Origin of the sequence: Saccharopolyspora spinosa NRRL 18395 (genome assembly GCF_000194155.1) — a bacterium.
Lineage (GTDB): Bacteria > Actinomycetota > Actinomycetes > Mycobacteriales > Pseudonocardiaceae > Saccharopolyspora > Saccharopolyspora spinosa.
In genome coordinates, this window is sequence record NZ_GL877883.1 from 146,260 (window position 1) to 159,132 (window position 12,873).

12 protein-coding genes are annotated in these 12,873 nt (G+C 70.7%); 4 read left to right on the forward strand and 8 right to left on the reverse strand.

Annotation, left to right across the window (positions count from 1 at the left end; genetic code table 11):
- The first annotated feature begins 54 nt into the window (after window positions 1–54).
- Window positions 55–2,778 carry a membrane protein gene (locus SSPN_RS0138675; protein ID WP_010315579.1) on the forward strand — a complete coding sequence of 908 codons (2,724 nt, stop codon included), beginning with the start codon at window positions 55–57 and terminating at the stop codon, window positions 2,776–2,778.
- Between the two features lie 408 nt (window positions 2,779–3,186).
- On the opposite strand, the gene SSPN_RS0138685 is transcribed toward SSPN_RS0138675, so the two are convergent.
- The 7 genes from SSPN_RS0138685 to SSPN_RS0138715 form a co-directional block, all read right to left on the reverse strand.
- Complete coding sequence (locus tag SSPN_RS0138685) at window positions 3,187–4,725, reverse strand: amino acid permease (protein WP_010315580.1); 1,539 nt, start codon at window positions 4,723–4,725, stop codon at window positions 3,187–3,189.
- A 134-nt stretch (window positions 4,726–4,859) separates the two neighbouring features.
- Complete coding sequence (locus tag SSPN_RS0138690; protein WP_029536153.1) at window positions 4,860–5,783, reverse strand: cation diffusion facilitator family transporter; 924 nt, start codon at window positions 5,781–5,783, stop codon at window positions 4,860–4,862.
- 111 nt (window positions 5,784–5,894) lie between these two features.
- On the reverse strand, window positions 5,895–7,151 hold the full coding sequence (gene manA / locus SSPN_RS0138695; RefSeq protein ID WP_010315582.1) for a mannose-6-phosphate isomerase, class I: 1,257 nt from the start codon (window positions 7,149–7,151) through the stop codon (window positions 5,895–5,897).
- Between the two features lie 105 nt (window positions 7,152–7,256).
- Complete coding sequence (locus tag SSPN_RS0138700) at window positions 7,257–8,336, reverse strand: SIS domain-containing protein (protein ID WP_029536154.1); 1,080 nt, start codon at window positions 8,334–8,336, stop codon at window positions 7,257–7,259.
- Between the two features lie 5 nt (window positions 8,337–8,341).
- Window positions 8,342–8,557: a Trm112 family protein gene (locus SSPN_RS0138705; RefSeq protein ID WP_010315584.1), complete on the reverse strand. Its 216-nt coding sequence runs from the start codon at window positions 8,555–8,557 to the stop codon at window positions 8,342–8,344.
- Window positions 8,558–8,616: 59 nt separating this feature from the next.
- Window positions 8,617–9,966, reverse strand: a complete 1,350-nt coding sequence (locus tag SSPN_RS0138710) for a phosphomannomutase/phosphoglucomutase (protein WP_010315585.1) — start codon at window positions 9,964–9,966, stop codon at window positions 8,617–8,619.
- A 107-nt stretch (window positions 9,967–10,073) separates the two neighbouring features.
- Window positions 10,074–10,433, reverse strand: coding sequence for a DUF3499 domain-containing protein (locus SSPN_RS0138715; RefSeq protein ID WP_083822372.1), 360 nt, complete (start codon window positions 10,431–10,433; stop codon window positions 10,074–10,076).
- Window positions 10,434–10,752: 319 nt separating this feature from the next.
- On the opposite strand from SSPN_RS0138715, the gene SSPN_RS0138720 reads away from it, so the two are divergent.
- Entirely contained in the window at window positions 10,753–11,226 is a 474-nt protein-coding gene (locus tag SSPN_RS0138720) for a metallopeptidase family protein (RefSeq protein ID WP_187764722.1), read from the forward strand.
- Between the two features lie 49 nt (window positions 11,227–11,275).
- Here the strand turns inward: SSPN_RS0138720 and SSPN_RS61155 are convergent, their stop codons facing one another.
- Window positions 11,276–11,812 carry an aminotransferase class I/II-fold pyridoxal phosphate-dependent enzyme gene (locus SSPN_RS61155; RefSeq protein WP_010315590.1) on the reverse strand — a complete coding sequence of 179 codons (537 nt, stop codon included), beginning with the start codon at window positions 11,810–11,812 and terminating at the stop codon, window positions 11,276–11,278.
- A gap of 157 nt (window positions 11,813–11,969) precedes the next feature.
- Between SSPN_RS61155 and SSPN_RS61160 the strand changes: the two genes are divergently transcribed.
- On the forward strand, window positions 11,970–12,305 hold the full coding sequence (locus SSPN_RS61160) for a hypothetical protein (RefSeq protein ID WP_010315594.1): 336 nt from the start codon (window positions 11,970–11,972) through the stop codon (window positions 12,303–12,305).
- 383 nt (window positions 12,306–12,688) lie between these two features.
- Complete coding sequence (locus SSPN_RS48025; RefSeq protein ID WP_010315596.1) at window positions 12,689–12,856, forward strand: carboxymuconolactone decarboxylase family protein; 168 nt, start codon at window positions 12,689–12,691, stop codon at window positions 12,854–12,856.
- Window positions 12,857–12,873 lie beyond the last annotated feature (17 nt).

The following is a 12,873-nucleotide window of genomic DNA, read 5'->3' on the forward strand; positions in this document are numbered from 1 at the left end:
GGTGGAGAATCGCCACCGACATTTCGACGATCAACAACCGCTCGGGAGGATCCAGTGCAAATACCCGGGCCCGACACCCGCGTCGTCGAGCTGCGGGTACACGGCATCCTCGGCACCACGGGCGACGAGCTGACCGATTCGGTGGCCTCGGTGGACGTCGCCGGCGACGGCATCGGTCGCATCATGCGCCCGGCCGACCGGCTGCGCCGTCCCGTTCCCGGACCGATGCTGTCGGCCGGGGACCGCTCGGTGCCCCGCATCGTCGAAGGCTACGTCTGGGGCCGCATGACCTCCGGTGGCCTGGCCAAGGCGACCTGGGCCCTGCTGTTCCCGTTCGCGCTGGCCAACATGGCCCACTGGATGCTGCCGCCGGCCAAGACCGGCAACCCGCTCAGCAGCGCGCTCTCGTCCGCGCTGCGCGCGCTGCTCCGGATTTCCGCCGTACTGCTGACGATGCTGTTCGTCGCTCAGCTGACGGTCGTCACCCTGGACCTAGTCGCCGCGCAATGCCTCCAGCCCGGCGTGCCGTGCATGGAGTTCGTCCCGGACACCGTCCGGCGCATCGACATCCTGCGCGCATCGGCCGCCCTGCTGCCTGTTGGGCTCGTGATCCTCCTCATGCATCGCTTGTCCACTGTGTCCTGGCAGGTCTCCGCGCCGAAGACCGACAAACAGCAGCACTCGGCCCGAGCACCGATGCTGCCCGGCGCGAATGTCGTCGCAGACCCGGACACCCCCGCACTGCGCGCACTGCACATCGTCGCCGCACTGTCCACAGTGGCTTTGGTCGCGCTCGGTGGGCCGTTCGTGATCAGCGCCGATCCGCGTTGGCTGGTCGCCGCAGCACTGCTCGCCATCGCCTTGATCGGAACCGTCGCGCTCGACGACCCGGCCCAAATGCACCCCGACGGCAAGGAGAAGGCGCTGCGGAGCGTTCTCGGTCGCACTCCGCGCCGCGCACTGATCTCCACGGCCGTAGTGCTGCTGTGCTCGGTCGCGTTCCTCCCCGGACCGCTGGCGGGCGAGCTGCCGGGCTCGGGCGCCACGATCGACGCGATCACCGGCGCGCTGGTGATCACCTGCCTCGCGGTGGCCGTCCTGCTCGCGCCCGCCGCACTGCTGGCACGGCCTGGCTGGAAGGCTTGCCCGCCTAGGCTCCGCCCGTGGGCTGGAGGCTGGATGACCGCTCCGGTGCTGATGGTCGCGTGCATGCTCGGCAACGGGTTCGGCGCGGGCCTCGGGCTGAGCGTGAGCAAGGCGCTCGGCGCCTCGCGGGAGCCCGGCGACCCGGTGCTGTTGCTGCCCGCCGCGTACGACGACGTGACGATCTTCTGGGGCACGACCGCTGTGCTGCTCCTGGCCGCCGGGATCATCGGAACCCCGTGGATGCTGGTAAAGCGGTGGCGCGCGGGGCGCACCGACAACGACGGTCCCGGCGGGGACGGCCCGGACGGTTCCTTGGGAGCCGACGACTCGATCCCCGACGAGGTCGCCCTGCTGCACGCCGGTCGGCCCGCGGACCAGCGCGCGGCGGCCAATGCCTGGAAATGGGCGGACCTGCAGCGCCGCTATTCACATCTCGTCCTCCTCGTAATCGCTGGGGTGCTGGCGGTCAGCGCCGCGTTGGCCCTGGTGGCGCGGGTCGCTGAATTGCCGGGCTTCGCTTGGTCCGGCTGGCTGGTCGGAGTGGGGGTCGCCGTGCTCGCGACGCTCGCCGTCGGGTTGCTGCGGATGGTGTACCTGGCCGCCACCAAGCGCGACACGGCCCGCTACCTCGGCGTGCTCTGCGATCTGGCCCTGTTCTGGCCGCGCGAGGCGCATCCCGTGGTGCCACCGTGCTACGCGCTGAAGGTGATCCCCGAACTCGCCGCCCGCGCGACCGAGCACCTCGCCGACCCGAACACCCGCGTGGTGCTCGTCGGGCACAGCCAGGGCAGCCTGCTCGCGGCCGTCGCGACCGCCCGGCTGCTGGAGTCGCTGCCCGAGGCCGACCGCGAACGGGTCGGGCTGGTGACCGCGGGCTCCCAGCTCCAGTGGGCTTACCCGCGCGCGTTCCCCGGCGTGGTGCCGCACGCGTCGCTGCGCGACCTCGCCCGCGCGCTCGGCGGTCGCTGGCGCTCGCTGTGCCGCGGCACCGACCCGATCGCTGGCGCGGTGACCACCTGGAACCGGCAGGTATACGACGGCATGCTGATCGGGGTCGGGCTCCGGGCCGACGGCACCGAGGGGCCGCTGCCAGCCGCCACCCGCGGACCGACCGGTGCCCTGGTGCTCGGCGGCGACCACTGGCTCCCGGACCCGCAGCGCGGCCCGTTCTCCTGCCGCCGCTGGGTTCCCGGCGTGCTCAGGCACACCGACTACAGCGGTGACCCGGAATGGGACCGCGCCGTCGCGATGGCCGCAGGCCTCGAAACCCCGGTCCGTGGGGCCGCTCTGCCGCTGCGACCGCAGACCCCGACCCCGGCACAGGTCCCGACCCCGGCACAGGTCCCGGCCACGACGCAGGCCCCGGCCATCACGCCGAAGGCACCTCACCTGACGGCGCAGGGCGGTGACGGCGGATCCCTCGGCGAGACCGTCGAGGAATTGGTCCGCAAACCGGTCGACAACGAGGAGACGGAGACGGCTCGGGTCGATGAGCGGGCCACCGCGGCGGTGCCGCGGCAGCAGGATGCGAAGCCCCGACCGGAGCCGTCGGTACTACCGGAGATCACCGAACCCCGGGGCCGCACCGCCCCGTGGGAACGCGGCATGGCGCTGCGCTCCTCCGATCGTTGAGCGGCGTCGGGCGGCCGACCACCGGACGTCGGGGGTCCGAGGAGCCGCCACGACAGCGCACCGCGCTCCATGCCTGGCGGAGGGCCGCCTCCGCCAGGCATGGACCACCTCGGCGGCGGCCCACCCGAAGACCTCGCCGCACGCGTGAAGTCGGCGCACGCGAAGTAGCCATCAGATCCTCCTTCACCTCTCCTCCACCCAAATCCCTCCGCTCTGCTGAACGAGCGCGCGTCGGGGTGAACGTTCCTGGTCAAAGCTGATTCCGTTGTCATGCATCCCATGATCCAGGCCCGAGCCCAGGAGGTCATCACTCAGCCAGGTGAACATTTGTTCGAATGAAGATGCAAAAAAAGCGGCGCCACCCCACGAGGGGACGGCGCCGCTTCGATCGATCAGCGCATCGCTGCTCTACTCGGTCGGCTCCGCATCGCGGGGCACGGCGCCACCTGCGGCCACCTGGTCTGCCTGGCGTTGACCCAGCCGCGAGTGGTTGCGGCTGTACAAGAAGTAGATCACCACGCCAGCGGCCATCCAGACCACGAACCGGACCCAGGTCAGCGCGGTCAGGTTCAGCATCAGCCAGATGCAGGAGAAGATCGCCAGGATCGGCACGAACGGCACCAGCGGGGCGCGGAAGCCGCGCGGCAGGTCGGGCCGGGTCCTGCGGAGCACGATCACGCCGAGCGAGACGAGCACGAAGGCGAACAGCGTGCCAACGTTGACCATCTCTTCCAGCTTGTCGGCCGGGAAGAACCCGGACGCGACGACCACGACCACACCGACCAGCACGGTCGCCCGGACCGGGGTGCCGGTCTTCGGGTCGGTCTTGGCCAGGCCGCGCGGCACCAGTCCGTCGCGGGACATCGCGAAAAGCACGCGGGTCTGCCCCAGCAGCAACACCATGACGACCGTGGTCAGACCGGCCAGGGCGCCGACCGAGATGATCGCCGCCGCCCAGTTGATGCCGTGCTGGGCGAACGCCGTGGCCAGCGTGGAACGGGTGCCGTCCTCAGCGGTGGCCAGGTCGGTGTAGGGCACCATGCCGGTGACCACCAACGCGACCGCGACGTAGAGCACGGTGACGATCGCCAAGCTGCCGAGGATGCCGCGCGGCGCCATCTTCTGCGGGTTGCGGGTCTCCTCCGCGGTGGTGGCCACGATGTCGAAGCCGATAAATGCGAAGAACACCAGCGAGGCCGCGGCCAGCAGGCCGAAGACACCGTAGGTGCTGGTCTCGCCGCCGAGGATCAACGACAGCAGCGACTGCTCCAGCTTCGGGCTGTCCTCGGCGGCGGACTGCGCCGGCGGGACGAACGGGGTGTAGTTCGACGCGTTGATGTAGGCCAGGCCGACCACGATGACCAGCAGCACCACGGCCACCTTGATCAGCGTGATCACCAGGCTGACGCGGGCCGACAGCTTCGTGCCGAGGGCCAGCAGGGTGCACAGCACCACCGTGAGCAGCACGGCGCCCCAGTCGAACTGCAGCGGCCCGAGCGGCAGCACCGTGGGTATCTCGAGGCCGATCAGCTTGAGCACCTGCTCCAGGTAGATCGACCAGCCCTTGGCCACCGCGGCCGCCGCGACGGCGAACTCCAGGATCAGGTCCCAGCCGATGATCCAGGCGACGAACTCGCCGAACGTGGCGTAGGAGTACGTGTACGCGCTGCCCGCAACCGGAACGGTGGAGGCGAACTCGGCGTAGCACAGCGCCGCCAACCCGCAGGCGACCGCCGCGAGCACGAACGCGAGTGACACCGAAGGACCAGTGACATCGCCTGCGGTTCTCGCGGCGAGGGTGAAGATGCCGGCACCGATGACCACGGACACGCCGAAGACGATCAGGTCCCAGGTGCCGAGGTTCTTTCGTAGCTTGGTGTCCGGTTCGTCGGTATCCAGAATGGATTGTTCGACCGACTTGGTTCGCCACAGCCCAGTGCCTGGCACTGTCGCCTCCCTCAGTAATCCCAAATTGTGGATCGCACCTTAACCCCGGAATCTCTCGATCGGTACTCGCCGACTTGAGTCCCACACCCGATTCGTTAACGCATTGTGATGCGCCGCCATCATGCAGATGGGTGTCACACGGTCGTGGCCCGGCCCCGTTCCAAGTCCGGTTCGAGGTAGATGAGGCGCGCAGCGGGCACCTTCGCCCTGATCCTCGCCTCGGCACCGTCGATCTCGGCGGCCACCTCCCGCACCGACAACGACGGGGCGAGGCCGATCTTGGCGGCGATCAGCAGCTCGTCCGGACCGAGGTACTGGGTGCGGATGTGGATGACCTTCTCGACGTGCTCGGACTTGAGCTGCGCCACGATCTCGTCGAGCACGTCGCGGGCGGCGCCCTCGCCGATGAGCAGGCTCTTCGTCTCGACGATCAGCACGATCGCGATCACCCCCAGCAGGAGGCCGATGCACACGGTGCCGATGCCGTCCCACACCGGATTACCGGTCAGCGCGGTGAGCCCGACGCCGCCGAGCGCGAGCACCAGGCCGATCAGCGCGCCGAAGTCCTCCAGCAGCACCACCGGTAGCTCCGGGGTCTTGGCCTGCCGGATGAACTGCCACCAGGACAGCCCACCCTTGAGCGCCTTAGATTCCTTGATCGCCGTGATGAAGCTGAAGGACTCCAGGCCGATCGCGATCAGCAGGATGACCACCGCCACCCACGCCGACTCCAGCGGCTCGGGGTGCTGGACCTTGTGGATGCCCTCGTAGAGCGCGAACACCGAGCCCAGGCTGAACAGCAGCAGCGCTACGACGAAGGAGTAGAAGTAGCGGTCCCGGCCGTACCCGAAGGGGTGCTCCTCGGTGGGTTTGCGCCGCGAGGTCCTCTGCCCCAGCAGCAGCAGGCCCTGGTTCGAGGTGTCGGCTAGCGAGTGCACCGATTCCGCCAGCATCGACGAGGACCCGGTGAACAGGAACCCGCCGAACTTGGCGACGGCGATGCCCGCGTTGGCGGCCAGCGCGGCCACGATGGCCTTGGTCCCGCCTCCTGCTGACACGATGTTTCTCCCGATTCGGTATGCGAAAGCGGCCGGTGCCCGGCCCGATGACGGAAGAAATCTACCTGCTGGTTCCCGCGCGGGGGATCGAGTCCACGGAAACGCGCGATTTCAGAACGTGCCCGCGGCGGCGCGGAAGACTTGGGCGTTGCCGTCGGCGTCGAGCTCGACGAGGTGCACCTGCACGGCGGGGTCGGACGCCGCCAGCCAAACCGAGTGGCCGCGTTCCAGCACCAGTTCGCGCGGCAACGACCCGTTGCCGCCGTGCGCGCCGCTGGTCAGCCGGACGCTTCCCCTGGTGCACAGCAGGATCTGCGGCCCGGCGCAATCCAGCAGGACCGGGCCGGATTCGGCCGCCGTCCAGTCCAATCTGGACAGCTCGAACTCGGCGGCCGGGGTCCGGTAGGCGGTCAGGTTGGCGTCCAGCGACTCGCCCTTGAGCACCCGCATGTTGCCGCTGGCGAAGTCCAGCACCCGCAGCAGCTCCGGGACGTCGACGTGCTTGGGCGTCAGGCCGCAGCGCAGGATGTTGTCGGAGTTGGCCAGGATCTCGATGCCGGTGCCGTGCAGGTAGGCGTGCAGGTTCCCCGCGGGCAGGAAGATCGCCTCGCCCGGCTGGAGCACGAGCCGGTTCAGCAGCAGGCTGGCCAGCACCCCGGCATCGTTCGGGTAGGCCTCGCCGAGTTCGAGCACTGTCCGGCATTCGAGGGTGAACTCGCCGCGGCCGCGCACGTACGCCACGCAGGCGTCCAGCAGGTCCGGCAGCGCTTCCCGCAGGTAGCGCTCGGGGAGCGTGATCCAGGTCGTGAACAGGGCGCGCAACCCGTCGGCATCGGGTTGCGCGGCGAGCAGCTCGCGGTGGGCGCGCAGGCTGGGGACGGCCAGTTCGTCCAGCAGGCGCACGGTGCGTTGCGCGTCGCGGAACCCGGCTATTGCGTGGAACTCGGTCAACGCGCAAATCAGCTCGGGTTTCGCGGTGGGGTCCGGGTAATTGCGGTTGGGGGCGTTGCGGGCGATGCCCGCTTCTTCCTCCCGGTGGAAACCCTCCGCGGCCTGCGCCGCCGACGGGTGCGCCTGCAGGCTCAGCGGCTCGTCGGCCGCGAGCACCTTGAGCAGGAACGGCAACCGGCCGCCCCACCGGTCCACGCACTCCGGGCCCAGGTGGTGCGCCGGGTCGCTGTCCAGCAGGGACAGCAGCGACACCTCTTGCCCGTCGGACCGGACCACCCGCGACGGATCTCCCGGGTGGGCGCCCATCCACAGCTCGGCTTCGGGGTGCGGTGTCGGGACAGGCCGACCGAGCAGATCAGCAATAGCGGTACGCGAGCCCCACGCATAGGGGCGCACCGCGTTCCGCAGTAGCTCCACAGTCGTTTCTCGCTTCCTCGTCCTCACGTCTGCCCGCGCTCGACGCCCCGCACAGCACACCGCGCCGGACCGGCGCGCGGTATCGGGGCATCCCCTGAACTTTCCTCAGTGCATCGCCAACGCCGGCCAGCCAGGCCCGTTCAGGGTTCCGGCGGCCAACCCCAGGTAAACGGCGGCCAGGTCGAACCTGGCGGCCAGCGCTGCGGACCGCAGCACGGCGTCGTCGCTCACAGCCTCGCCGGGCGTGACGAGGTCCGCGCTGGGCAAGTCGCGCACAGCGGCTCGTTCGATGGCCTCTCCGTGTGCGTCGTGCCGCGCGCTGACCAGGAACACGCGCAGCAGAGCACCGGGGGTGTCTTCGGGGTCGGCGAACAGGTCCGCCTCGGATCCGACCGCCGCAGCGGCTCGGTGCAGCGCCCGCTCGGTGACCGCCTGCGGGTAGTCGGCGACATCGCAGGGCACTCCGGCGTGGCAGCCGAGTGCGAACGCGCCGTGCGCACCGACTGCCGTGGACACCGGGTCGAGGCCCCAGAGCAGCGGGGTGCGGTCGGCTAGGCGCAACGCCAGCGACTTCGCGGGGTTGATCAACGACTCGTGGCTAGGGTGCGCGCGTTCGGCTTCCCGGTCGAGCACGTCGGCCAGCTGTTCGGCGTCGAAGCGCAGCAGCCCGAGGGCGCCGAGCGTGCTGAGCCCGGCCGCGAAGACATGTGCGAACGACAGCGCCGGCGGCACCGGGATGCGCGGCGGGAGCACCTTCGCGCGGCCCGCACCAGCGGCGGCGACCGGGCCGTCCGCCGGGACCGCGAGCACGACCGTCGCGCCGCGGCGGCAGGCCACCGAGACCGATTCGGCCAGCACCGCGTCGCCGACGTCGTCGGTGTGCGCGAAGACGACGTCCAACGCGCCGACCCATGCCGGGACGGCTTCGGCGATCACCATCGGCACCGGGCACCGCGGCCCGGCGAGGGCGACCAGCAGGCTGCAGACAGCCGGCCCCACGCCCGGCCGCGCCAACAGCACCACGGCGCGCGGGCGACCGTCGGCGAGGTCGTCCAGCCCCGCCTCGACCGCGGTCTCCAGCGCGGCTCGGACCTGCGCTCCGGATAGGGCGGCGAGCCGCAGCAAGCCCCCGGAGTCCACGTCGGCCAGCCTGGCCGGATCGTCGAAGAGACTGTCGTCCAGCACGGACGTCACCCCTCCCCGGCAGCGACCGGGGCCGGGCCCCCGACGGCCTCTTCCAGCAGCAGCACCGGAATCCCGTCCCGGACGGGGAACCCTCGGCCGCAGGAGGTGCAGGTCAGGTAGTCGGCCTGCGCATCCTCCCCCAGTCCCGGCCGCAGCGACGCGTGCTCAGGGCACGGGCAAGCCAGGATCTCCAACAGCTGCGGTTGCAGGTCAACGGCCACTTTTCCTCCCAAACTCACCCGCACCGACCTCGCGGGCACGCACTCCGACCGCAAGGACGTCATCCGCGGACGATCGCCAGCACCTCATCGCGCAGCGCGGTCATCGCGTCAGTGTCCCTCGCCTCGACGTTGAGCCGGAGCAGCGGTTCGGTGTTGGACGGGCGCAAGTTGAACCACGAGCCGTCCGGCAGCTCCACAGTAAGCCCGTCGAGCTCGTCCACACGAGCACCATTGCGGTCACCGAAGGCCGCTGCCACGGCGCGCATCCGGCCCTGCTGGTCGTCGACCGTGGAGTTGATCTCGCCGGAGGCGGCGTACCGCGAGTACTCGGCCATCAGCTCCGACAGCGGCTTGTCCTGGCCGCCGAGCGCGGCGAGCACGTGCAGCGCGGCGAGCATGCCGGAGTCGGCGCGCCAGAAGTCGCGGAAGTAGTAGTGGGCGGAGTGCTCCCCGCCGAAGATCGCCCCGGTCTCGGCCATCGTCTGCTTGATGAACGAATGCCCGACGCGGGTCCGCACCGGCTTGCCGCCGTGCTCGGCGACGACCTCGGGCACGACCTTGGAGGTGATCAGGTTGTGGATGATCGTCCCGCCGGGCTCCTTGGCCAGTTCCCGGACGGCGACCAGCGCGGTGATCGCGCTCGGCGGGACCGGTTCGGCGCGCTCGTCAACCACGAAGCAGCGGTCGGCGTCGCCGTCGAAGGCCAGCCCGGCGTCGGCGCCGACCTCGCGGACCTTGGCCTGCAGGTCGACCAGGTTCGCCGGGTCCAGCGGGTTGGCCTCGTGGTTGGGGAAGGTTCCGTCCAGCTCGAAGTACATCGGCACGAGCTCGATCGGCAGGCCGTCGAAGACGGTCGGGACCGTGTGCCCGCCCATCCCGTTGCCGGCGTCCACCACGACCTTCAGTGGGCGGATACCGCTGATGTCGACGAGTTCGCGCAGGAAGGCGGCGTATTCGTCGACCAGGTTCCGCTGCGTGGCGGTGCCCTTCGCACCCAGGAACTCGGGCACGCCGTGGGCGACCAGCTCCTGGATCTCGGACAGGCCGCTGTCCTGGCCGACCGGGGCGGCCCCGGCGCGGCACAGCTTGATGCCGTTGTAGCGGGCCGGGTTGTGGCTGGCGGTGAACATCGCGCCGGGCAGGTCCAGTCGCCCGGAGGCGAAGTACAGCATGTCGGTGCTGGCCAGGCCGATGTTGATCACGTCGACGCCCTGTCCGGTGACGCCATCGGCGAACGCCTCGGCCAACCCCGGTGAGGATTCCCGCATGTCGTACCCGATGACCACCGCCGGGCCACCTACGAGCCGGGTGAAAGCGGCGCCGATCTCCCGCACCACGTCGGCGTCCAAGCCGTCGCCGACCACGCCCCGGATGTCGTATGCCTTGACGATCCCCGACAGGTCTCGCACGCTGCACCCTCCCCGTTCCGCGTCCGACGACGTGGTCCGAAGCCTACCGGCGATCGAGTACCCGGTGGAGTCAGCTTGGCCCGCGCAAGCCGTTCGTCACGATCTATTCATTCGTCGATCGGATCGGGCAGCGCCCGCAGGTGTCCGCGACGGCTCCCGCCTGGGGTGAGGCCCTGAGCCTCGACCGGCCGGTCCGGGCGACCGGCCTCCCGCACCGCCTCCGCGAGCGCGGTCAGGTCGTCGTCGGAGGGCTCTGGTGGCGCGAACTCGCCTTCGTGCCGCACGACCTCCCAGCCTTTCGGCACGGTGAGCCGCAGTGCGTGCGCTTCGCAAAGGTCGTAGCTGTGGGGCTCGGCGTAGGTGGCCAGGGGGCCGACGACCGCCGTGGAGTCCGCGTAGGCATAAGTGAGCGTGGCGACGGCCGGGTTGGTACACCCGGTCCGCGAGCAACGCCTCACGCTCCGCACGACACGCACGATAGCGCCCCCGCTCCGGCGCGCGGCGCAGGCACGCGGAAACCGCTCGCGATGGGCGCCTCCAGCACCTGTGTCCGACCTGTCTGCTCTGCGCGAACAGTCCGGGTCGCGGTGGTTGTTCCGGGCTGGCGGGAGGAGGTCAAGGGCCCGCCGGCGAACGGCTTCGTAACGCCACTCGATCCCGAGTTGTGCCTGGACAGGGCGGCCGCTGCTCCCGTCGCGGCCATCGCGCGGAGTGAGGTGGGAGACAGGCACCGACTCCCCCTGACGCTTGTCCCGACCTTGACCGCCGAAGGCGTACCCTCGGCCCGTGGTGACCGCACGTGGATCTCGGCGTCGAAGCCGCTTCCGCCGGGACCGGCGGGGCCGTGGCCTGCGCGGACCGCTGTACCCGTCCTCGGTTCCGGTGTCGCGCAGCCGCTCGCAGCGGTTCGACGCGCTGGTGCTGGAGGCCCTCGAACCGATCGAGCAGCGCTGGCACGCCGAGCTGGCCCAGCTCGACGTCGCCGTCGACGAGGTGCCCGAGATCACCAGCACCACCCCGGAGAAGCTGGTCTGGGACGACGATGTGGTGGTGGACGCCAACGTTCCGCTGGCCCGGCTAGTCCCGGCGGGCGTCGACCGGCGCGGGCTGCCGACCCGTGCGCGCATCGTGCTGTACCGGCGGCCGCTGGAAGCACGGGCGCGCGACGGCACGGACATGGCGGACCTGCTGCACGACGTGCTCGTCGAGCAGGTCGCGACCTACCTCGGGCTGGACCCCGACGTCATCGAAGGCCAGTGAGCAGCGACTTCCGGCAGTGAAGGGCGCCTAGCGGGGCACGTTGGCGGCCTCAGCTGCCGCTCAACGCTGCTGCCAGCGCGTCCAGCGCTGCGGCGTAAGCGTGCTCGGGTGGCGTGGCGTAGCCGACGACCAGCCCGTCCATCGCAGGCATCGTGGCGTCCGGGTGGCGGAAGGCGGCGAGCCCGTCGAGGGCGACACCCAGCCGCGCCGCGGCAGCGACAGCGGGGCGCTCGGAGCCCGGCGGCATGCGGAGCACGGCGTGCAAGCCAGCGGCGACGCCGGTCGCAGAGACGTGCGAAGCACGTTCGAGGAGCTTCGCGACGAGCTGATCGCGGCGGCGGCGGTAGCGCTGCCGCATACGGCGGACGTGGCGGTCGTGCTGCCCGGAGTCGGCGAGGGTCAGCTGGTCGAGGACGCTGGCCCAGCTCTCCCGCTCGCCCTTTACCGCGAGCACGTCGTCGACGAGGTGCTCGGGCAGGACCATCCAGCCCAGCCGGACCGCCGGCGACAAGCTCTTGCTGACCGAGCCGAGGTAGAGCACCCGGTCCGGGTCCAGGTCCTGCACCGCGCCCACCGGTTCGGTCAACGACGGCGGCTCTCCTCGTCGGGTGCAGCGGGCCGCCGGTCGGGAACTGGTGCGCGGGCGTCAGCAGCACCGCCCGCACCTCTTTCCGGGATGCCAGTTCCTCGACCCGTGGACCGTGTTCGTCTAGTTCGAGCGGGACGGTCCGGACCGACGCCCGGTGCAGCAGTTCGCGGTGGAAGGCGAGGCCGTAGGACTCCACGGCGAGGGGGCCGCGCAGGACGCCCGGGAACAGCAGGCGCAGGGCGTGCGCGAATCCGGAGCAGATCACGATCTGGTCCGGCCGAGCCCGCACGCCACGGGCCCGCGACAGATAGTCGGCCAGCGCTCTCCGCAGCTCGGGCCGGACCGCCGGCGACAAGCTCTTGCTGACCGAGCCGAGGTAGAGCACCCGGTCCGGGTCCAGGTCCTGCACCGCGCCCACCGGTTCGCGGTCGTAACGGTCCAGCCCAGCCGGACCGCCGGCGACAAGCTCTTGCTGACCGAGCCGAGGTAGAGCACCCGGTCCGGGTCCAGGTCCTGCACCGCGCCCACCGGTTCGCGGTCGTAACGGAACTCGCCGTCGTAGTCGTCCTCCAGGACCAGCCCGTCGCGGGACCTGGCCCAGTCAACGACGGCGGCTCTCCTCGTCGGGTCCAGCGGGCCGCCGGTCTACGGCCAGCGAGCGGTACGGCGGCAGGCGGGTGCCCGGGGCCAGCCGCCCGGATCGGATCGCCTCGCGCAGGGCCCAACGCCGCCAGCTCCGGCTCGGTGAAGAAGTTCGAGGCCTCCCGCCACACCTGCACCATGTGCAGCCGCTCCTCGCGCGTACTGCCTGCACATGCACACCTCTGACGCCCGCAAGGCAGGGGAGAGCGGCTGACCGAGGCCGTCACGCTGGTGTCCGGGGACGGCGTGCCGGACGAGGTCTACGCCCGCGCCGCGGAGCACTTCACCGAACCGGAGCTGGCCCGGCTGCTCGCGCTGATCCTCACCATCAACACCTGGAACCGAATCGCGCTCAGCACGGCCAAGATCCCGGGCACCGACGTGCGAGCCGCCGTCTGACACGAGTCGAAACCTCC